Genomic DNA, 21,094 nt, shown 5'->3' with positions numbered 1-21,094 from the left:
GATGCGCTGTCTAACATGGTGTTGCTCTGCCCGAACCATCACCGAGCTATTCACGGTGTAGATGCGCCATTCGATTTCGCGAACGGAGGGTTCCTCGAGGGCGGCCTCATCTAGCAACTCGCAGTGAATCATCACGAACTCGTCGCCTGACCGTCGTCGTCACGCTGCCTGCCATACCTTGTTCAGCACCTGTGCCGCGAGCGAGGCCTTGTCCGTCGGCAGGAAGCGCCCGTAGTGCTTTGCCACCACATCCGGAGTGTCCTGGATTGCGTAGCTGGCCTGCTCGTAAGACCCAGTCTGCTTCAATACATGCGTGGCCAGCACATCGCGAACGTTGTGCGGACCATGGGGGAGCAGGCCTTTGATCGCCCCACGGCCGGTGTAGGGATTGTAGATCCCAAAGCGCTGGATCGTGAGGCGCCATGCCTCATAAAAGGTCGTCTGATTGTAACTGGGATCGGCCGACGTTGCCTTGACGGTTTTCACGAAAAACGTGCCCGGATCGCGTGCGTTGCGGAGCAACCTGCCTCGATGCCGCCCCAGGTAGGCGTCGATAAAGCCATAGAGTCCGCTGAGGTCGGGAAGCGGAAGCCGGAAAGGGTTCTTCCCGAAGAAGGAGGACGTCGCGTTCTTGAATGCAGAGGCAGGGATAAAAAGCTCCCACGCGCCATCGCGGTCATTCCAACGGAGTTCGCCGCATTTTCGATCGGCCAGTTGGCGCTCAGTCAAATGGACTTGGCCGCGTGGGCAAACCAGCAGCTGCCGTAGGTTCTTCTGGCGCAGACCGGTGTGGAGGCCGAGCCGAAGCATTAAGATCGACCGGACAGATTCGGCGGCGGAGATCGGATAGCGCTTTTCATCAGGCATAAGCCGGATGATCTCGTCGACGATTTTCCTGTATTCGGCGAGTGGGCTATCGGCCTCCAGTACCGGCAGGATTGGCTCGAAGGGATCGCGATGGACCCGAGCAACCCGATCGAGTTCCTTCGACCGAATGAGCGCGTGCTGATGCACCTGGGTACAGGCCTCACCCCAATCTGCCTGGGCGCGATCGATTTCCTGGAACGACACCAACCCCTTGATCGGCTTCAGCCTATTGGCCAATTCAGGCGTCTGACGCAACCATCCGGTCTTTTCACGGGTGAGTGCGGCAGCTACCTGAAGCATGTCGATTTCCCAGTTGGTATAGAAGCCACGTCGGCGCTCCCGCCACTGGATGTACCAGTCCCACACAGCGGGGAAGACCAAGTGCGCGAAGGACATGTCGGTCAGCCGCATACCAAAGCCCTGAACGGGGCCAGTTGGCTTTGCGGCCAGCGCCCCGAATAGCAAGCCCAGGTGTTCGACCTTCTGGGCTGCCGTCTCTTCTCCCCAGACGCCGTTGCGTTGGTAGCCGATGGTCGTCAGCGTCGAGGTCTTGAACTGTATCAGGCGGGCCATCTCCTCATCGAGCGCTGGTGGGGCATTGACGCCACCACCCGTGAGGTCGGGATCAAGACCAGCGTGGGGATCGTCTTCATCAAGGTCCACCGCGTGCGCTGTCTCCCACCGGCGATGCGCAGATGATCCACATGAGAAGCGCACCCCATATCGGTTCTTGACGGCAGCGGCTTGGAAGCGCCGGTATTCCGTAGAGCCCGAGATGATCTTTTCACGCACCCATTGCAGGATTTCTTCTTGCTCGGTTTCAGGACGGTCGTCGAAGTCGTCCGGAAGGTGCCAGGCGAGCCTGCGCCGCTCAGATGTAGAGATGCCCGGCATCGACAGACCCGAGGTAGAGCGCGAAGGATGCGGTAGCTTGGCTTTGAAATAACCTGATGGGAGCCGGTATCGCGCTTCAATTCGCGTGAGCATATCGAGGCTTTCAGCGCTTCGTGGGGCTTTCGTCCCACGACGCCAAGCGTAAAGGGTCGTCTGGTGAAAGGATTCATCCGGCTGGATGATGGATGCCCACAGAGCGTAGCTTCCTTCACCGTGACGACGCATGTGCAAGTCCAAGGCCTCGTGAAAGGCATCCGGCTCATCCCATACGTCCCAAAGAGCAGACGGTGAATGCACACGCAGCTTCGGCTTAGGCCCTGTACGCTTTCCGAGCACTTTATTCGAGAGACCGTTGGTTGATTCATTCAAATTATGTTCTGCTTTTGGATCAATTATAGCACCTCTGATCTCACCGCAGCCCGCCCCCTCATTAGTTCTTTTGCCAGTTCCGGGCGCCGAGCTATTCCTTCTCGGCCTCCCCGCAGCAGTCGTCGGTTGAGAGGAGGAGATCGGTTTAGGTGCCTCTCTGTACGGCGCCCGTTCGAGTTCGCGTTTCAGCGCGAGTAGTAGCGGCGCCACACAGTCCTTTTTGGCGCGAAGATGCTCTGGCTCGATCCCGCACTTGGTAGCGATCTCGGTCCAAGCCCATCCTGTGGAAGCCATAGGCGGACGTTTTCCCGACCTGAAGCAGTCTACGAGGTATTCTTCGAGCCTTTCCACTTCGCGGGGCGGGAAGACAGCGGCAGCGCGCTGGCGACAAAACTGAGCGATGATGCGGGGAAAACGAGCGTTAGGCCGATTGGGCATAGATATGAACTCAAAAGCGTTGCTGACCACACGGTCGCCGGTCAACAGGAGGAGCCGTTGATGGGGGATGTCGTGATGCCTTCGCAGCAGAGTGCCGCCAACAAACTTTCCTATGACATCGTAGAGTGCAGGCCCGACATCTGACCGTGTAAGCGCCTCTATTCCTAATCAGAAAGCGATGAGATCCACCGGTGGAGCATGACCAGCGTTGGCCTGTTCTCCACAAGACAAAGACCCGGAACGCCCTGTTCAGGCGGCACCCAATGACCCTACAGGCCTGGAGTAGGGTTAGATTACTACAATGCTGATACCCAATCAGAAGAAGACGAGGGACCAGCTTGGGGGCCGCTCCATTCCGGCAGTTGCTGCGTCGCTCTGAGCATCAACCGTTTCGCTGCGAGCGCTTCCAGGACTTGGGCTGGGCCAACATGCCCGTTCAATGCCGTCTCGACCGGCAATGACGCCGCCGCCTCCCGACCAAACCGGCGCGCAAGGAGGTCCTCGCGTTGCAGATAGGCTCGCTCCCACCAACTCGAGATTTGGTCCGCCGACCGGTCCAAAAGCTCCGCGCTGATGAGCCGGTCGACTTTCTGGTGCCGGTTTACGCGCGCATCGGCAGGCATCAGGTTCCAGAGGTCGGCGTTGGGCCATGCGGAGAACGGCAGGCAATGGTCGATGTCCAACCTCTCCTGCCGCAGCTTCCGACCCGTCCACACGCAGTAGACCGGCTGCCCGGCATCGAACATAGCGGCGGTGAGGCGACGGACCTCGGCCGTGCCGCGCTGGGGATCGAGCCAAGCGAGAGCCTCGGCGATATGGCCGTCGGGGACGGAGCGTCCTTGGCGGGCAAGGTACTGCTGCATCAGCCGCGTCCACTCCATGGTGAGAGCAGGCTCGATCCAGGTGTTCAGGCGCGTCAAGGCGAACCAGACGTTCAGCGGAATCCGGAAGTCGCCAACCGACCACAGATAGGGCGCGTCCAGCACCAGCCGTTGGCCGATCCGGTGGCCGCGCTGGGTCACGGCTCCGAACACTTGGCGGTCGCTTCCGGGGTAGGTGATGTAATGCGCGGGCATCTCGGCAATCGTTCTCGCCGCGTCCCGGATGGCTCCGGCCAGCGCCTGGCCAGCATCGCCCAGGAACTCTGCGCCGACCCGCAGTTCGGGTGGCGCGGTACCAGCAAGGCGTCGGAATGGTTCCTTGACGAAGCCCAGCCCGCCCCCGCTCCGGCTGGTCGGCGTTTGCGGCAGGTCGGCCGCGACCAGCGGCAGGAACATCCTGATCCAGTAGAGGGCAATCAGCCCGAGCGGGAGAACCACACCGTCATCGCCGTCGGCCATGGCAAGGCCGGGGGAGGCATCCGCGGCCCGCGCGACAACGCGCAGCAGGGCCAGCTTATAGCTGCTGGATTTCGCGTCATTGAGGACGATGTGCCGAATCAACGGCAACGCCCCGGTGCCGTCATCCGCCAACTGGACAACGACGGTCTCCCAGCTGACGTCCAACCGGCCGAGGCGGTCTCGCGTCTTGATGAACCGGCTGATCATGGCGCCATGCTCGGCCGCGAGGCGCTCGATCTCGGCGTGGCTGACGGGGAGCATCGGCCGTTCCGGATCGCTCGGCCCATGACGCAGGCTGACAATCATGCGGCCGCCCGGTTTCAGCAGCGTCGCCAATTTCCGGAAGGCACGTCGCCGGTCGGCAGGTGACACGTGCATCCACACGGCGGCCAGCAGGATCAGGTCGAACACAATGCCGGTGCGGTGGACCCGCTCCAGTCCCGGCAGCCGGTCATCCATCCACTGGATCCCGGTTGCCGTGTGCCTGCGGGCGGCCTCCTCACGCATTCCAGCCGCCGGTTCGACGGCGACGACGGAATGGCCGCGGCCAGCCAGCCAAGCCGCGTCGCGGCCGGACCCGGCACCGACATCCAGCACCGCTGACGGCTGGGACGGAATCAGGTCGAGGACGTCGGCGTAGAGCTCTTCGAAGGCAATCGTTTCGTACTGTGCGACGAACTCCCGGGCGCGCCGAGAGTACGCAGCCACGGTGTCCCCGTTCGGCGTCGTATCGAGATGCTCCGGTGCTGTCGGGTGAGGATCGGTCATGACCAAACACTGCCGTGCTGGCAAGGAAAGTGGGAGCCGCCTCGACACCATTGCCGAGACGCGGGACCATCCAGCTCGCCTCGGCCGACGGAAAGCAGTTGCCGGATCATGCCGCCTTGACCCTCGCCGAAGACAGCCTCGAGCGGAGCCCCCGCCATAGGCGCATTGCCGATCTCACCTTGATGAAGAGGCCGATCAGGAACGACATCGCGCCGAGGATGGCGGCGATCAGGGCCAATATCAGCTTTGCGGTGAACTTCACGATATGAGCCATCGCCGAAAACACACGCTTCCCGGCAAGGCGGAATGCACCGCTTACCGGCTTTCCCAGGGCTTTTGCCGCACGCTCTGCATCTTGCAGTTCCTTGACGTTGTCGACATGGCGCAGGATGGCAAGCGTCCTGGAAGGCGATGTCACCTTGCTGACCTGGGTTACCGACGCAAGTACGCCCTGGACCTCCCTCGTGTCGACACGGGCGGCGTGGCTGCGGGCGGCTCTCGCCAGATCGTCGACCCGGTACCAAGGGATCCCAGCCACCGATTGCCGAAACGCCGAGGTGTTGACCGCGCGGGCGACGATCCAGGAAAGCTCATCCTGGAACCGGGCGGTCAGCTTGCCGGTCTTTTTTGCCAGCTTGGCCAGGGAGATGCCCGTCTTGATCGGCAGGGCGCCTCCCGCCGTCACCACGGTCGCCGCTGACATCGACACCCCAGCTATCGACAGCCCCAGCACCAAATCATCGACCGGCTCGTTCCGCACGATGCGGGATGCCTGTTCCGTCAGGTCGCGCATGTCACCGACCACCGTCAAATCCGAGGCGATCGCTGCTGCCATTCCAACAGTCCCCTCCCCTTCGCCGGTCACGAACCCCATCGCGGCCCGCCGGATGTTCCTTTCCGCAGCCCGCAGGCCCGAGTTCTCGTCCGCGAAACGGGTGCGCAGCGCCGGGTCGACCGGCACCTGGAGGAGTTCGGCGACGTCGAGATAGTCTTCAGCCTCCTCGGGTGCGTCACGGTCCAACGCCGACACGATCTGCTGCTCGAGGCGCTCCTTGGGAGCGACCTGCTTCAGCATGGTGATGAGAGCGTCCCGTACATCGGCATCGGTCGGAACGGTATCGGTCAGCGAGACGGTAAACGGCGTCACGATTATGGCGACTGAAAGCCCGGCGACCATCATTCGACGCGCCAGCCGGGCCGTGGCCGCCAAGCCCATTTGCGAGCGGCCATCTGGGTTGGCGGGAACTGAGGATGGAAACCGATTCACTGGACGATCGCCGTGGAACGCTGGCGGGCAGATGTCATGGTTAGGCTGCCTTCCTGAACCGCTCGAAGCGGACCGCAAGCCGGTCAGGGTCGGGCTTCATCAGGTCCTCGCGCGGCATCCGGATCAGCTGTCCTTTCAGTGCCTTCAGGCCGAGCTCCAGCATCGGTCCGTCATGCTGCTCGAGCAGGCGTTCGGAGATGTGGATGCGATGGTCGGGGTCAATACTGATTAAATCCGCGTCGTATGCAGCGTGATGCAGCCTGCTCATGCAGATGCCATTGCGGATGTCGGGCTGCCCACGCTCGACGTCGCCGTCGGGGATGATGTGGGCAGCATCCACCAATCGCACCTCAGGCAACCCGGTCAGCGCACACCGGCCGCCATAGGCCGCCACCACGCGCTCCCGGAACGCCGACTGGTGCAGCCGCTGCTTGACTTGCCTCAGAGCATACCGGCGCTCGTCCGGATTTGGCGGCGTCCAGAGGGTGGCGGTGTCTGCGAGAGGCTTCGGGGCGAGCTTCACCGACAGGGCCTTCGGATCCCACTCCACGACGTAAGCCGGGAAGATCGGCTCGTATATCGCTGGGGCGACGCCAAAGAAGTAGATGATCGGCAGTTGCCTGTCCCTGGCGTCGCGAAGAAGCCTGTTTTGCCTGCTGTCGGGATCGGTGCCGTTGAAGGCATAAGACAACCCATCCGCCGCCATCGCCAACTTGGCTTCGGATTCAAGCTGGTCATGGTACCAGGCCCGCCGTCCGGCGCGCGGGACCACAGTTGTAACGCTCAGCACACCCGTCATCGCCGCCGGTTTGAAGATTCCCTCGGCCTTCGTAGCGAAATGAATTCGCGCACCCTCGTGGACGAAGCCCTCGTTGACCACGCTCCATGGCAACGAACCGCCATGCAGTTGCACCAACAGCCTCAGGCGCTCGAAGGCTGCAAGCCGGAAAGAGGCGTCGGGATCGTTCATCGGTCCATGGGCGTCATTTCAGACGTCGAAGGGTAACAGCTTCCTCGCCGCCGTACAGGCGGATTGTACTCTCTCGAGAGGGCTCCCGCATCGGATGTGAACCGCCCCCACATCAGCGATGTATCGCAGCCCATGGCTGACCGTATGATCGAACGACTGGCGGGCCCTTTAACGGAACGTGCGCTGCTGAAGGAGCCCATCAGCCTCGAACAGCGCTCTTGAAGGCTACCGACAGGGCAGCGAGCGCGGAACGCGGTTGTCCGTCCCTGATCCTGGTGTGCAGAATCACGGGCAGGCGCGGCAAGGCCGGAAGCCCCAGCCGCGGGCCGACGTCGACGGCGCCGAACGGTACCATGCGCGGCGACAATGCCGCGATGCCGAGACCGGCCATCACGGCTGCCGCCACCGCGGTCACGCCGCCGCCGACGAAAATCTCCGTCCACGGCATGCCCGCCGCCTCGAGGAGCTCCCCCGCCAACGCCCGCACTCCACAGGGCTCGGCCATCGTGGCGATCGGCAACGGTTCGTCCGCCCGATGTTGCCAGCTTGGCGCCGCGAACCAGCCGAACTGCTCTTCGGTAATGAGCTCCCCGTCGTTGCGCTCCGCATGCAAGCGGACGATCACCGTGTCGAGTTCCCGCCGGTCGAAACTCTGGAGCAGGTCACCCGATGACCCAATCCGGATCTCGATCACCAACTGCGGATCCTGTGCGTTCATCCGGGCGATCAGCGCGGGGAGCTCCGGTCCCGCCACATGGTCGCTGATTCCGATGGCGATGCGCTGGCGTTCCCGCGTCAGCGAGGCAAGCGCACGATCATGCGCCTCCAACAAGTCGCGGGCATGGTCCAGGAAGGCGGCGCCGCGTGCCGACAGCTGAACATAACGCGGCGTCCGCTCGAACAGGCGGCAGCCGAGCCGCTCTTCGAGGCGCTTCAACTTCAAGCTAACCGCGGCCTGCGTCGTCCCGGTGGCCTCGGCCGCGCGCGTGAAGCTCTCCAGTTCGGCGATGCGTACGAAAGCCCGCACCGCATCAAGATCGAGAGACGGCCCAATCATTTCAGAACGTTATCTCAGATATTGGAACTCATAGCATATGAAAATGACTGACCCATGGCTATTGTCAAGGCGGACATAACGGAAAGGACTTACAATGCCGCTCGTTCACATCTCGCTGCGCGCTGGAAAACCGGAAGCGTATCGGCAGGCAATCTTCGATAGTCTGTACCGCGCCATGCACGAGACCTTCAACGTGCCCGAAGACGATCAGTTCATGACCATCACCGAGCATGACGCCGCAAACTTCCGCTACAGCGCATCTTATCTTGGAGTCGATCGAAGCGACGACCTCGTCTACATCCAGATCACCGCGAACAACACTCGGACCTTGGAGCAGAAGAAGGCGCTGTTCCAGCGGATTATGGAACTGCTCGGCGAGAACCCCGGCATACGGCCACAGGATGTCTTCGTGAACATCGTTGAAGTGGCAAAGGAAAATTGGTCGCTCGGGAACGGCGTCGCGCAATATGCTTGAAGCAGCGAACCTATTCCCATCACAAGGCTGATAAAATCGAGCGCTTCGAAGACGGCCGCATCCCTGCCGGTAGCGGTGGCTAATCCTGCCCGAGGTGGCCAAACGTCGGGCGGCCGACCGCTTGTGGGGCGGCCGCCGCAGGTGATGCGAAGTGCCATCGGTCGAGGCCATCAAGCCCGGGTCGGCCTCCACACTCGATCCCAAGGCAGTGGTCGCCCCCTCGGACGATGAACGGCTTCAGCACGGAGGATGGACCACAACCGGGCGGGCTCTTACCCCTTATCTGCGGCTAGAGTATGTGCGACCACCGCATTCGCGTGGCCATGCCCCATCCCATGGTCATTCTTCAACATGGCAACCAATTCCATGTGCTTTGCCGGAAGGTGCTTGCGGACAATGTCCTGCCACTCGGCGATGGGGCGACCATACTTTTTCTCGATGGATGGAAAGTAAGACGCAGGTCCTTTGATCGGTTCGTCAGCCACCGCATCACATCCTTGAAGTACCGGATTCCCATGACATCTTGGCTGCCCACTCCATGATCCGCAAGAGCGGCCTGAAAAGCTCTTGGCTGGGTGTAGGTCGACTGCTGCTGCGTTTGGCTGCTCACTGATAAGCGGCTGGACCGAGGACAATAGGCCGGGACGGATCGCCCTCGCCCTGCTCTCGACCATGGACATCCTGTTCACTGCAAACCACGCACCAGGTTTCGAGGACCCTGTCCACCTGGACGTATTGGCTACTCACGAGCCAGTCCCGAACCGGAACGGGACAGCTTGGTGCTTGTTCTGGGAAACGACATCCTTTGTCCCCCACGCTGTTTGCCATCGGAGACGTCGATGTTCGAAGGCTTCCGTCTTGAGATGGTGGATCTGCCGGAGGCTACCTTACGTGTGCGCCATGGCGGGAATGGCCCGCCGGTGTTGCTTCTCCATGGGCATCCCCGCACCCACGCCACCTGGCACCGCGTCGCCCCGCTGCTCGCTGCGCATCACACCGTCGTCTGCCCGGACCTTCGTGGCTTCGGCCAGTCGTCGAAGCCCGCCGATACGCCGGATCATGAAGGATCGTCCAAGCGAGCCAAGGCCCGTGACTGCGTCGCACTGATGCACCGCCTCGGCTTCGACCGCTTCGCCATCGTCGGGCATGACCGGGGTTCCTACACGGCCTTCCGCACGGCGATGGACCATCCCCAGGCGATCACGCATCTGGCTGTGCTGGATGGCGTGCCCATCGCCGAGGCACTGGGACGTTGCGATGCCCGCTTCGCCCAGGCCTGGTGGCACTGGTTCTTCTACGGCCAGCCGGATAAGCCGGAGCGGGCGATCCTGACCGATCCAGACGCTTGGTACGGCGGCTCGTCTGACATGATGGGTGCCGAGGCCTATGCCGACTACCGGGCGGCAATCCACGACCCGGACACGATCCACGGTATGATGGAGGACTACCGCGCTGGCCTCGGCATAGACCAGGACCATGACGAGGCGGACCGGCGGGCGGGGCGGACCCTCGCCTGCCCGACGCTCGCCCTGTGGTCGCTGCGCGATGACCTCGAAGCGCTCTATGGCGATGTCCTTTCGGTCTGGCAGCCGTGGGCGCCAGATCTGCGTGGTCGAGGCCTGGACTGCGGGCACCATATGGCCGAGGAGGCGCCGGAGGAGCTTGCCCGGGAGCTCCTGACATTCCTGGCCATGGAAAGTGCCCATGAGTTGACAGGCCTAACCGAGGACGACGCACACCACCTTGTCAGGCCCAAACAGCTGATGAGTTGCGCCTCCAAAGACCGCCAAAAAGGCACTCAGACAGGTTTGGCGTTGGATAAAGCGTCTGGGAGTCCAATGGAACGCGATGAAGCGGTCGGAACTGCATAGCTTTGGCGCAAATTCCCGGCACAAACGGCGAAAATCCGCGTTCAAGAGCGCATTTAGGCCGAATGCATACAGACATACTCACACAATCCTCAACCACCCCCTTATCGTTTTGCCTGCCGAGGGGGCTTTGACACGATAGCTGGTTTACGTGCCTGCCCGGTCGTCCTTCGCCTCATGGTGCCGCGCCGGTGGCTCGGCGGGAAGGGTGCGCCAAGAGGCGATGGCCCTGACTGCCTGCAAGGCACTTGTGTTATCGGCGATATGGACATGGCGGCGCAGTTCCACCACGGCGGGCCATTCGCCCTGCTCGTGGAAGACCCGCTGCACGGCTTCCGCCATCTCCCTACTCACGACGAACACCAACAGACCCCGCAGAATTGAACACTTCGACAATGAACAGGCCCCGGCAGCCAAGCAAGCGACCTTTCGGCGGGCCCTCGGTGGGAAGGGGGAAATTCCTGCATGACGAGGGCTTGGCCGTTCGGTAGCATCAAGCCATTATTATTCCCTCATGAGTAGGCGCATGACCCTGCCATCCGCAGCCCTCCGCGGATTTCACCGAATTGCTCTGGCCGCCCTGCTCATGCCTTTGGTCGGTCATGCAGCCATGGCCGCGGAGATCTCCGTGATCGCCGGAGATCGGATCGAAGTGCAGGGGCGAGAAATCCATCTCTGGGGTGTCCGGGCACCGGAGGCCGATGCCCTGTGCCATGGAAATGGCCAAGGGGAGCCGTGCGCCAGGGTATCCCGCCGCCTGCTCGAGGCGCTGATCGGCAAGGACGAGGTCATCTGCATCGTGAAGGACGACAGGCCGGACAAGCCGATCAGCGCCCAATGCTCGGTCGACGGCGCCGATCTCGGCCACCTGATGATCACCTCGGGATGGGCGACGGACGACCACGCCGAGAGCGCGGGGTTCTACGAACTCCAGGAACAGGCAGCGCGCACCGAACGGGTGGGGATATGGAAGTATCGGTGAGGCCAGCACCCAATCAGGCGTCGATTGGGATCCTGGTCTCGTACTTGACCCGGCTGATGACCGTGAGAGTGATGAACCGCTTGATTAATGGGTTGGTGTAGAGCGTCGCCCGGGCGAATTTCTCGAACTCGCTCATGTTCCTGACGCAGACCATCAGGACATAGTCGGTCGATCCGGTGACCAAGTAGCACTGCATCACGCAGTCCTGGGCGTGGATGGTCTTCTCGAATGCATCCATCAGCACCCGGTCGTCGCCCTTGAGCTCGACGGTCACGATCAGCTGGATGTGGCTGCCGAGCTTGCTGGGATCGACGATCGAGACATCTTTGGCGATGACCCCGGCCTCGCGTAACCGGCGGACCCGACGCAGACAGGTCGGCGGAGACACGGCAACCGCGTCGGCGAGTTCCAGGTTGGTGATCTGGCTGTTCCCCTGAAGCAGATTGATGATCTTCCGGTCGATCTGGTCGAGTTCGATGTCAGGCATGGGGCAACTGCTCGTTTAAGGCGATTTCACACTTATGAGTGTCGCGCACTGCGCCGTCAATTTTTCCATCGTGACAAACCGGGTGGCAGAATTAGAAATTTCATACCGTCCAGATGGCGCTACAGTCTGCTCATCACGACGCAATGAACTGCGCCGCGGCGCAAACAACTTCCCAGTAGTAGCTAATTATCCCCGTTAGAGCGGGGACACTCGCCTAAACATCAACAATAGAAACTGACCCATTCAGCGAAGAGGTTTCGAATGCCCGGAGATGTGATCTCTCGGTTTGCCTCCGTGCGCCTTGGCACCAGGGGAAATCAGCGAAAAGAGCGCGGTTTCGGCCGCGTCAACGGCCATCACGGCGAGATCCTCCAGGGAATCTTCCCGGACGACGCAGGACGTCTGCATCGCGGTCTCGTCACGCTCCCGTGCGACATCGTCTCATCCACTGCCGTCTTCCGTCCGGCTCCGGGGATCCTGGTCACCGTCCCGGACGACAAGCTGAAGGCGGCCGAGGCCGCGCGGCTGACGCTGGACAGCCTGGGCCTGCATGACCAGGGCGGCCACCTGACGGTGGAGAGCACCATCCCGGTCGGCCTCGGCATGGGGTCCTCGACCGCCGATGTGGTGGCCGCGATCCGCGCCGTCGCCGACGCCCACGGCGCGACCCTCGGTGCCGACGAGGTCGCCCGGCTGGCGGTTCGAGCGGAGACGGCCAGCGACAGCATCATGCATGGAGACCTCGCCATCCTCTTCGCCCAGCGCGAGGGCATTGTGCTGGAGCACCTCGGCCCCGCCCTGCCGCCGCTGGAGGTCCTCAGCGTCAACACGGCTCCCGGCACCGGCGTGGACACCGTGAAGCAACCTCCAGCCGACTACGACGACTGGGAGGTCCAGGCCTTCCGGCCACTGCGCGGAATGCTGCGGCGGGCGATCCGCACCGGCGACGCGGCTCTGCTCGGCCGGGTCGCCACGGCCAGCGCCCGCATCTCCCAGCGCCATCTGCCCAAGCCCGCCTTCGAGGAGATCAACGCCATCGCGGCCTCCGCTGGGGCGCTCGGCATCCAAGTCGCCCACAGCGGCACCGTCGTCGGCCTGCTCTTCGACCCCCGCAACCCGGCCACGACCCGCCGGATTGCCGAAGCGGCCGCCCGTCTCGAGGCCTTCGGCCTGCCCCCCGCTTTCCATTTCCGCACCGATGCCGCCGAGGTCCGCCATGTCGCTTGAGATGACGATGTCCCAGCCCCTGTCCCGTGAAACCCGCGGCTTTCCCGATTACGAACTCCCGCGTCTGGTGCGGCTGGCGGACAATCTGCACGGCGCCGCCTTCTTCCTGATGAAGTTGCTCCCAGCCCGTCACATGCTGGACCGCGCGGCGGCCGACGGCCGTCTGAAGCCCGGCGGCACCATCTGCGAGACGACGTCGGGGACCTTCGGGCTGGCGCTCGCCATGCTGGCGGCGGTGCGCGGCTACAAGCTCATCCTGGTCAGCGACCCGGCCATTGACGAGCACCTGCACAAGCGCCTGCTGGAACTGGGCGTCACGCTGGAGATCGTCGAGAAGCCTTATGAGGTCGGCGGCTTCCAGACCGCTCGCCTCGACCGGCTGCGCGCCGCGCTGGAGGCCAACCCGGGCAGCTTCTGCCCCTCGCAATACGGCAACGCCGACAACCCGCGCGCCTATGCCGAGGTGGCCGAGCAGATCGCCGAGCGCCTCGGTCATGTCGACTGCCTCGTCGGCACCGTCGGCTCCGGCGGCTCGATGTCGGGCATCGCCCGCTTCCTGCGTCACCTCAACCCGGATCTCCACGTCATCGGCGTCGACACCCCCAACAGCGTCGTCTTCGGCCAGCCCGACGGCAAGCGTCTGCTGCGCGGCCTCGGCAACAGCCTGGTGCCGCCGAACGTCGACCACCGCCAGTTCGACGAGATCCACTGGGTGGGTGCAGCGGAGGCATTCCTGGCCACCCGCCGCCTGCACCAGCACCATGCTCTCTACCAGGGTGGCACCAGCGGAGCAGCATACCTGGTGGCTGATTGGTGGGCGCGCACCCATCCCGACCGCAAGGTGATGACGCTGTTCCCCGACGAGGGCCACCGCTACGTCGCCAGCATCTACAATGACGACTGGCTCGCCGCGCTGCCGGGCTGGACCGGCCTGCTGCCCGAGGCTCCGCAGCCGGTGGCGCATCCGAGCGACGTCCGGTCCAGCTGGAGCAGCTACCGCTGGGACCGCCGGACGCTGGACGAGGTGCTGGCGGCGGCCAACCCGGTGGCGCGCGACCTTGCGGAGGCCGCGTAATGCCGCGCCTCCTGCTGTTCATCGAGAGCAACACGTCCGGCACCGGCCGCCTGTTCGCCCAAACCGCCCGTGCCCTCGGCTTCCAGCCGGTGCTGATCAGCCGCCAGCCCAGCCGCTATCCCTATGTCGCCGAGGACGCCGTCCGCAGCATCGAGGCCAATACCGCCGACCTGAACGTCTTGCGCTCGCTTGTGCGGCAGCTGGCGCTCAGCGAGGGAGTGGCCGGGATCACCTCCAGTTCGGAGTATTTCATCGCAACCGCCGCCCGCCTAGCCGCCGACCTCGGCCTGCCGGGGCCGGATGCTGTCGCGGTGGCCGCCTGCCGCAACAAGGCGACCCAGCGCCGCCGCCTGGACGAAGCCGGTATCGACCGCGTGCGCCATGCCGAGATCACCGACGCCGTCGATGCCGTCCAGGCCGCCATCGGCATCGGCTTGCCCGTTGTCCTGAAACCGGTGGCCGGATCGGGCAGCGTCGGCGTCCGGCTCTGCGCCACGATGGCCGAGGTGGCGGCCCACGCCAGATCACTGCTCGCCGACCCGACCTGTGGCGCACTGCTGGTCGAGGAAGTCGTCCGGGGCGACGAGTATTCGGTGGAAATCTTCCACGACACGGTCATCGGCGTGACCCGCAAGCACCTGGGCGCCCTGCCGCACTTCGTCGAGATGGGCCACGATTTCCCGGCCCCGCTGGCCACGGCCGCGGCGGACCGCATCGCGGGCTTCGCGCTGGCCGCAACGCGGGCACTCGGCCTCACCTGGGGGCCGCTGCATGTCGAGCTTCGCCTCGGCGAGGACGGCCCGCACCTGATGGAGGTCAACCCGCGGCTGGCCGGGGGATTCATCCCCGAGCTCGTACGCCAGGCCACCGGCATCGATCTCATCCGGGCGACCGTCGAACTGGCCGTCGGCCGGACGCCAGTGGTGACGCCGATCCGGCAGGAGCACGCGGCGATCCGCTTCCTCACGCCCCCCGACGACGGGCTATGGTTCGCTACCGAGGGTCTGGAGGCGGCACGGGGTGCGCCCTTCCTGCGCGACCTCCGGCTCTACCGCGCATCCCCGCTGCTGATAGCCCGCCGCGGCGATTTCCAGGACCGTCTCGGCCACGCGCTCACCAGCGCCCCCACCCTGGAGGCAGCCGTGGCCGCCGCTGAACTGGCGCGCTGCGCCATCCGCTTCCGTGTCGCGGCCGACGGCACCGGAACCCTTGCCACCGTCGCCTGACCGGAACAGCAGCAGGAGCCCCCTTCCATGTCCTCAACCTCCATTGCGGCCGCCGGACCGTCGCGAGCCGGGGCGAACCCGGCGCTGCTCTCCCTGCTGGCGGGCGCGCTCGCCATTGCGCTCGCCCCCATCCTGGTGCGGGTCAGCGAACTCGAACCGATCGCCACCGCCTTCTACCGGCTGGTCATCGCGCTGCCCTTCTTCTGGCTCGGCATGCTTGCCGAACGGAAGGCGCCTCAGGCTGCCAGCGCGCGCGTCACCGCCGCCGACATGGCGCTGATGGGGGTGGCCGGGCTGATGCTGGCGGGGGACTTGGCACTTTGGCATCTCAGCATCACGATGACCTCGGTGGCCAAGGCCACGTTGTTCAACAACTGCGCCCCAGTCTTCGTCGCTCTGCTCGGCTGGCTGCTGTTCGGCGAGCGGATCGGCCTCGGCTTGATCGTCGCCCTGGCGGTCTCGCTGTCGGGCATGGCGCTGCTGATCGGCGACGGGCTGTTCGCGTCGGTGGGAAGTGCTGCGGAGGGGCAATGGCAGGGTGACGCCATCGCAGTCAGCACCGCCGCATTCTACGCCATCTACCTGATGGCGGTGAAACGCCTGCGGTCCAGCCACTCGACCAGCGTCATCATGGCGGGATCGAGCGCTGCCGCCGCCCTGGTGCTGGCGGTGGCAGCCTGGCTTGAGGGCGGCCCACTGCTGCCCGCGACCGCCTGGGGCTGGGCCGTGGTGCTGGCGCTGGGCGTCGCCTGCCATGTCATCGGCCAAGGCCTCATCACCCATGCGCTGGCTCACCTTCCGGTCACCTTTTCGTCCATCGGCCTGCTCATCCAGCCGGTCGCGGCGGCGGCGCTGGCCTGGATGCTGTTCGGCGAGGCCCTGGGGCCGCTCCAGTGGCTCGGCGGCGCGCTGGCGCTTGTCGGCATCACGCTGGCCCGCCGGACCTCCAGCCGTTGACTCGGCGACCAGCCACGCTCCGACCAGCCATACATCCGAAACCTCTTTTCACCGGAAGCCACCCTCATGGTGATCAGCAACGCCCAGATCCTGGCCCACCTCGGCGACACCGGCCGGGTGGCTGGGACGCTCAACCCGACGGCCCAGTCCATCCTGTTCGGCGACGTCGCCGACGACGCCATCGACCGCGACCTGCCCTGGATCACCCAGGTCGACCGGGCGCACCTGGTGATGATGGCCGAGACCGGCCTGCTGCCGGTGGCGCAGGTCTCCCCCCTGCTCCGGCGCATCGACGAGATGGAGGGGTCGGGCTTCGCCGTCCTGCGCGGCCGTTCTGCCCCGCGCGGCGTCTACCTGCTCTACGAGACCTATCTCATCGCCGACCTGGGCGAGGAGATCGGCGGCGTCCTCCAGACGGCGCGCTCGCGCAACGATCTGGGCGCCACCGTGCTGCGCCTGCGGCTGCGCAACGTCGTCGCCGATCTGCTGACCGGCCTGACCCGTCTCCAGGCCACGCTCCTGCGCCGGGCACAGGCCTGCACCGACGCCGTGTTCCCAATCTACACCCACTACCAGCCCGCCCAGCCGGTGACGCTGGCCCATTATTATGCCGGGGTCGCTGCGGCGCTGGACCGCGACGCGGAGTCCTTGCACGCTGTGCTGGCCGATCTCGACCGCTGCCCGCTCGGCGCCGGTGCTGTGGGCGGCACCGGGCTTCCCATTGACACCCGACGGACGGCCGCCCTCCTCGGCTTCTCGGGCCCCTGGACGCACTCTATCGACGCCGTGGCCTCGCGCGACGCCGTCCTGCGCCTGCTGGCGGCGCTGGGCATCCTCGGCGTGACGCTCAGCCGCCTTGCTCATGACCTCCAGCTGTGGACCACCGGCGAGTTCGGCTTCCTGACGGTGGCCGACGATCTGGTCGGCACCAGTTCGATGATGCCGCAGAAGCGCAATGTCTACATGCTGGAGCACGTCAAGGGCTTGGCGGCGGCGCCGATGGGAGCGCTGACGTCGGCAGCAATGGCGATGCACGCCACCCCCTTCTCCAACTCCATCGCCGTCGGCACCGAGGGCGTCAAGCCGGTGTGGTCGGCGGCCTCGGGAATGCTGGATGCGCTGACGCTGGTCCGGCTGATCGTGGCCGGGGCGGAGCCGAATCAGGGAGCCATGCGCCTCAGGGCGGTGTCCGGCCAGACCAACGCCACCGCGCTGGCCGACTGGCTGGTCCGGGAGCATGGCATGCCCTTCCGTCGCGCCCACCATGAGGTCGGGGACATCATCCGCTCGATGATGGTCCAAGGTGTGGTCGATCTGGAGACCGCCGCGCGAGAGGCCCGGCCCGAGTGGTTCCGCGGCACCCAGTCGCCGGTGCTGCGGCCGGTCGACATTGCCGCTGCCCAGGAGCATGGCGGCGGCCCCGGGCGCGAATCCACCACCAGCGAGATCGAACGGGTGCGAGCCTCGCTTCGCAGCCGTCGTGGCGCGCTGGTGGAGCAGCGGCGGCGCTGGCGCCAAGCACGCCGGTCCTTGCGTGCGGCGGTCGATGGCGTTCTCGGCATCGCCGTTCTCGACCGCACGGGCCGTGGCCGTCTTGGCCAAGCATAATCAGGAGTGAGAGGTCGACCATGCCGAGTACGGCCAAGGCCTCGCCCCGGGCGAAGGCCGGGAGACTGGCAGCCGCCGACAGCCCCCGGCCGTTCCCGCTGATAGGAGATCCGCGGGTCGGCGGCAGCCTGGAGGGGATGCCGGACGAAGCCCTGCTATCCTCGTTGCTGACGATGGCTGCCCCAGACGCCAACGGGGATGTCCTGGCCCTGCACCTGCTAAGTGGGCATGGGTCGTTGGAGACGGCCATCGCGGCGGCATCAGCGGGAAAGCTGCCTAGCGGCATCCCCTGGGACAATCATGCATCGCTGCGTTTCCGAGCCGTGCTCGAACTGGCGGCACGCTTGGCAAGGCCTGTGCTGGAGCAACGCCCGCTCCTGTCCTCTCACGAGGATCTGGTCACCTATGCCCGCCTCCGCGCCGCCTGCTCGGCGGTCCAGACGCTGCGCCTGCTGTTCCTCGACCGCCAGCGCCAGCTGATTGCCGATGAGCTTCACCAGACCGGTTCGGTTGGTGACGTCGCCTTGTATGTGCGGGAAATCATGGGCCGCGCGCTGACCATGGACGCCAGTGGTTTGGTGATCGTCCGCAGCTACCCCAGCGACGAACCACCGAGCCTGGCCAGCGTCAGGGTGTCCTGCTCGGACATCCAGAAGGCTGGGAGCTTGCTGGGAGTCGAGTTGGTGGAGTACCTGCTGATCGGCAGGCGCTCCTACGTCACCCTGCTGGGCGAGCCTGTCGTGAAGCGGCTGGCCCGCCTCGTCGCAGCGGAGCGGGACAGCGTCACGGCATCGCCCGAAGGCGCCGTTTGCTAGGCATCGGTGGCGGACGTTGGGACATCCGCCGCAATGCCTTCTGCTTCGACCGCCTGGATGCAGATCCAGATGCATTCACTTCGCGGCTCGGCACCTTCCGCCCATTTCAATGCATCGCCGCCCTCAGCTTGGCGAAGCTCTCGGCGTTGTTCGCATCGGCACCCAGTGCCTGCTTGTCGATGGCGATGCGAGCCGCCTGGGACAAACGCCAACCTAACGGCGGGTCCTTGGCGGCGATCTCTCCCGACTGCTCCTTGGCCTCGTTGAAGATGCGAAACTCGATGAAGACACCGAGCGGTTCCAATTGCGCCTCGTTTGCCCCGAGGCGCACCTCGGTCTCCACGAGGGTGCGCTCGAGCGCCTTCACCGCGTATCGGCCGCGCGCCCCCCGGGTCTCCACGAATGCTAGCAGCGGGTCCTTCGTCTCATGGAGATAGTTCTCCGGCGCATCGCGGTTGTCACCCTTCTTTATGCGCCGCCACCGCTCCTCCTCGGAGTCCACGCCTTGATAGCCGGAATCGTTGCTGATCTGAACGACGATCGGCCGATAGCGGTGGTCGAACTCCTTCACGCCGGAGCGTAGGGTCCGAAGGATGTCGAAGGCGGTGGTCGCCCCGAAGTTCTCGAAGTACCCGCCATCGACGATGCGATCCCACGGTTCGCCGTTGGCACCAGGCAGCACACCGGCGGGCTCGACATAGGGAAACCGGGTGCTCATGTCGACCGCCGTGCTGAGCCGGACATCCCGCGGCAGGAGTCCCATCATGTCCAGGGAGTCCGGGAGTTCGTGCCCTTCGAATTGCGCCTGCGAGGCGATGATCCGGCTCCCGGTCGCCACCGAGGTGCCGTTCAGAAACAGCAGCGGCATCCAGTTGGCCGACGTGAGCGGCGCCTCCGGCCTCCCGCGGATCTCCGTGAAGGCGTCGGTAAGCCGGACTGGTGCCTTGGAGCCCATCACCCGGACCCAGGCATCCTCCCAGGCCCGTTCGATCGCCGCGGCGCGGTCCGGCAGCACGGGGAACGGCAGGAATCGCTGGACGAGGTCGGGGTAGAGCAGACCGGCGAGCGTCGGGCCAAGGAAGTCCTGCTGGAGGATCAATTGTGCGCACCGTGCGAACCCGCTCTCCTGACGGTCGGGGCCTTGGCACATGGGGCTGCCATCCGGCGAAGCGGCGACCAGTGCCTGGAACACGGCCGCCCCCAGGGAGCCGCCGGAAACACCGCTGATGGCGAAGACCTGCCGCGCGAACGCCGGGTTCTCGTCTTGCATCATCCCCAGAACGGTCGCCGTCAAGTAGGCCGCGCGGCTGGCGCCACCGGCGGTCGCCACGATGAGGACGGGGCTGCGCTGCCCTTCCGCAGGCATAGGCCTGCCCTGGGCCCACTGGTCCTGGAACGCGGACTGGATGTTGCTGCGGGGGGCAGGCTCGCGATCAAGGAGGCGGACCTCGTGGTTGTTGTTCCACAGGCTGAAGAGCACGACAAGCAAGGCGATGACGGTGAGGATCGGCAGGTCCCTGTTCCTGGAAAGGGAGACCAGCGGCGTGCCGAAAGGTATGAGCGTCGCGGCCGCGACGATCAGGATGAACCCCGGACCGACCGCGCGCGCCATCGCCACCGGCCACAAGGTGGCCGCCGTGAAAGCCAGGATCGCCGCTGCGATGGTCAGCCCAAGATAGAGCCTCGCGTTGGACGGCAGCGCCAGGAAGCCACCGTAGTCCCGGGTGGCGTCCGGCTCGACGGCGAACAGGCTTTCCACCAGCCGCATTCCTGGCCGCCTCTCCGGCAGCACTTCGCGGCGCACCTGGATGGCCCAATGGAACGCGGCGGCACCGATGGCGAAAGCAGCCATGAGGGCCCAGAGACGGATCCTGGTTTTTGGCGTGACAGCTTCGCCGTCGAGCCAGAGGACGATGGCGTAAGCAATCGCCAAAAGGACGAAGGCGGAGACACCCAGCAGTCGAGGCACCGCCTTTTCCAATGCATGAAGCCGACAGGCGCCAGTGATGTGCTCCGCGGGATCATCCATGTGCACGGGCTTGGCTCGGGCGTCGATCTGGAGCGCCACGCGTGCCCAGAACCAAGCGAAGGTCGCCCAGATCAGCACGGCGACGAACAGCATGGTGCTATCGATCCAATCGCCCTCGGCCGTGGCCAGCAGCACCTCGCGTCCCTGCCCGGACACGATAAGCGCCAGGATTCCCACGATCACGGTGAGCAGGCTGAAGCGGGCGGGCTTCAACGTCCACCAAAGGTCCTGCACCGCATCCCAACGGCGCGCCATCCACCACAGGAACCCCCGCGGCGGCCCGCCGGACGTGCCTCGTATCCTCTGAATGCCCGCCACGATCCTCCCTCCGTCCTCAGTCCAGGTCGCGGTTGCCCACCTCGGCAGAGCGCGGTT

The 21,094-nt window shown here is 65.0% G+C and carries 19 protein-coding genes; 10 read left to right on the top strand and 9 right to left on the bottom strand.

Annotated features, from left to right (window positions below; genetic code table 11):
* Positions 1-159: 159 nt before the first annotated feature.
* Complete coding sequence (locus TSH64_RS06985; protein ID WP_247872795.1) at positions 160-2,130, bottom strand: hypothetical protein; 1,971 nt, start codon at positions 2,128-2,130, stop codon at positions 160-162.
* A gap of 231 nt (positions 2,131-2,361) precedes the next feature.
* Here TSH64_RS06985 and TSH64_RS36250 point away from each other — a divergent pair, with 231 nt between their 5' ends.
* Positions 2,362-2,712 carry a hypothetical protein gene (locus TSH64_RS36250; RefSeq protein ID WP_247872794.1) on the top strand — a complete coding sequence of 117 codons (351 nt, stop codon included), beginning with the start codon at positions 2,362-2,364 and terminating at the stop codon, positions 2,710-2,712.
* A 152-nt stretch (positions 2,713-2,864) separates the two neighbouring features.
* Here the strand turns inward: TSH64_RS36250 and TSH64_RS06980 are convergent, their stop codons facing one another.
* The 4 genes from TSH64_RS06980 to TSH64_RS06965 form a co-directional block, all read right to left on the bottom strand.
* Complete coding sequence (locus tag TSH64_RS06980; RefSeq protein WP_158285355.1) at positions 2,865-4,676, bottom strand: class I SAM-dependent methyltransferase; 1,812 nt, start codon at positions 4,674-4,676, stop codon at positions 2,865-2,867.
* 106 nt (positions 4,677-4,782) lie between these two features.
* Positions 4,783-5,856, bottom strand: coding sequence for a hypothetical protein (locus TSH64_RS06975; RefSeq protein ID WP_109096123.1), 1,074 nt, complete (start codon positions 5,854-5,856; stop codon positions 4,783-4,785).
* A gap of 127 nt (positions 5,857-5,983) precedes the next feature.
* The gene (locus tag TSH64_RS06970; RefSeq protein ID WP_109096122.1) at positions 5,984-6,913 is read right to left on the bottom strand and encodes an HNH endonuclease; all 930 of its coding nucleotides are present in this window, start codon (positions 6,911-6,913) and stop codon (positions 5,984-5,986) included.
* 199 nt (positions 6,914-7,112) lie between these two features.
* Positions 7,113-7,970 (bottom strand): LysR family transcriptional regulator, encoded by an 858-nt coding sequence (locus TSH64_RS06965; protein ID WP_109096121.1) that lies wholly within the window; start codon positions 7,968-7,970, stop codon positions 7,113-7,115.
* A 94-nt stretch (positions 7,971-8,064) separates the two neighbouring features.
* Between TSH64_RS06965 and TSH64_RS06960 the strand changes: the two genes are divergently transcribed.
* Positions 8,065-8,445, top strand: coding sequence for a tautomerase family protein (locus tag TSH64_RS06960; RefSeq protein ID WP_109096120.1), 381 nt, complete (start codon positions 8,065-8,067; stop codon positions 8,443-8,445).
* A 272-nt stretch (positions 8,446-8,717) separates the two neighbouring features.
* On the opposite strand, the gene TSH64_RS36245 is transcribed toward TSH64_RS06960, so the two are convergent.
* A complete protein-coding gene (locus TSH64_RS36245; RefSeq protein ID WP_109096119.1) occupies positions 8,718-8,930 on the bottom strand; it encodes a DUF4287 domain-containing protein in 213 nt (70 codons plus the stop codon).
* Positions 8,931-9,284: 354 nt separating this feature from the next.
* On the opposite strand from TSH64_RS36245, the gene TSH64_RS06950 reads away from it, so the two are divergent.
* Positions 9,285-10,316: an alpha/beta hydrolase gene (locus TSH64_RS06950; RefSeq protein ID WP_109096118.1), complete on the top strand. Its 1,032-nt coding sequence runs from the start codon at positions 9,285-9,287 to the stop codon at positions 10,314-10,316.
* A 144-nt stretch (positions 10,317-10,460) separates the two neighbouring features.
* On the opposite strand, the gene TSH64_RS06945 is transcribed toward TSH64_RS06950, so the two are convergent.
* Positions 10,461-10,667: a hypothetical protein gene (locus TSH64_RS06945; RefSeq protein ID WP_199237494.1), complete on the bottom strand. Its 207-nt coding sequence runs from the start codon at positions 10,665-10,667 to the stop codon at positions 10,461-10,463.
* Between the two features lie 172 nt (positions 10,668-10,839).
* Between TSH64_RS06945 and TSH64_RS06940 the strand changes: the two genes are divergently transcribed.
* Positions 10,840-11,295, top strand: a complete 456-nt coding sequence (locus tag TSH64_RS06940) for a thermonuclease family protein (protein ID WP_158285354.1) — start codon at positions 10,840-10,842, stop codon at positions 11,293-11,295.
* 13 nt (positions 11,296-11,308) lie between these two features.
* Here the strand turns inward: TSH64_RS06940 and TSH64_RS06935 are convergent, their stop codons facing one another.
* Positions 11,309-11,782: an Lrp/AsnC family transcriptional regulator gene (locus TSH64_RS06935; protein WP_109096115.1), complete on the bottom strand. Its 474-nt coding sequence runs from the start codon at positions 11,780-11,782 to the stop codon at positions 11,309-11,311.
* Positions 11,783-12,076: 294 nt separating this feature from the next.
* Between TSH64_RS06935 and TSH64_RS06930 the strand changes: the two genes are divergently transcribed.
* The 6 genes from TSH64_RS06930 to TSH64_RS06905 all read left to right on the top strand — a co-directional run bounded on the left by TSH64_RS06930 (position 12,077) and on the right by TSH64_RS06905 (position 18,690).
* The gene (locus TSH64_RS06930; RefSeq protein WP_199237492.1) at positions 12,077-13,009 is read left to right on the top strand and encodes a hypothetical protein; all 933 of its coding nucleotides are present in this window, start codon (positions 12,077-12,079) and stop codon (positions 13,007-13,009) included.
* A gap of 7 nt (positions 13,010-13,016) precedes the next feature.
* Complete coding sequence (locus TSH64_RS06925) at positions 13,017-14,084, top strand: cysteine synthase family protein (protein ID WP_109452371.1); 1,068 nt, start codon at positions 13,017-13,019, stop codon at positions 14,082-14,084.
* Positions 14,084-15,310 (top strand): ATP-grasp domain-containing protein, encoded by a 1,227-nt coding sequence (locus TSH64_RS06920; RefSeq protein WP_109096113.1) that lies wholly within the window; start codon positions 14,084-14,086, stop codon positions 15,308-15,310. The genes TSH64_RS06925 and TSH64_RS06920 overlap by 1 nt, the downstream gene beginning before the upstream one ends.
* Positions 15,311-15,337: 27 nt before the next feature.
* Positions 15,338-16,267 (top strand): DMT family transporter, encoded by a 930-nt coding sequence (locus TSH64_RS06915; protein ID WP_109096112.1) that lies wholly within the window; start codon positions 15,338-15,340, stop codon positions 16,265-16,267.
* 66 nt (positions 16,268-16,333) lie between these two features.
* A complete protein-coding gene (gene argH, locus TSH64_RS06910) occupies positions 16,334-17,875 on the top strand; it encodes an argininosuccinate lyase (RefSeq protein WP_109096111.1) in 1,542 nt (513 codons plus the stop codon).
* A 20-nt stretch (positions 17,876-17,895) separates the two neighbouring features.
* A complete protein-coding gene (locus TSH64_RS06905) occupies positions 17,896-18,690 on the top strand; it encodes a JAB domain-containing protein (RefSeq protein WP_109096110.1) in 795 nt (264 codons plus the stop codon).
* 106 nt (positions 18,691-18,796) lie between these two features.
* Here TSH64_RS06905 and TSH64_RS06900 read toward each other — a convergent pair whose 3' ends face one another.
* Positions 18,797-21,037, bottom strand: a complete 2,241-nt coding sequence (locus tag TSH64_RS06900; protein WP_146208002.1) for a hypothetical protein — start codon at positions 21,035-21,037, stop codon at positions 18,797-18,799.
* Between the last annotated feature and the right edge of the window lie 57 nt (positions 21,038-21,094).

It is taken from the genome of Azospirillum sp. TSH64, assembly GCF_003116035.1.
Lineage (GTDB): Bacteria > Pseudomonadota > Alphaproteobacteria > Azospirillales > Azospirillaceae > Azospirillum.
This window is presented reverse-complemented; position numbering and strand designations above follow the sequence as displayed.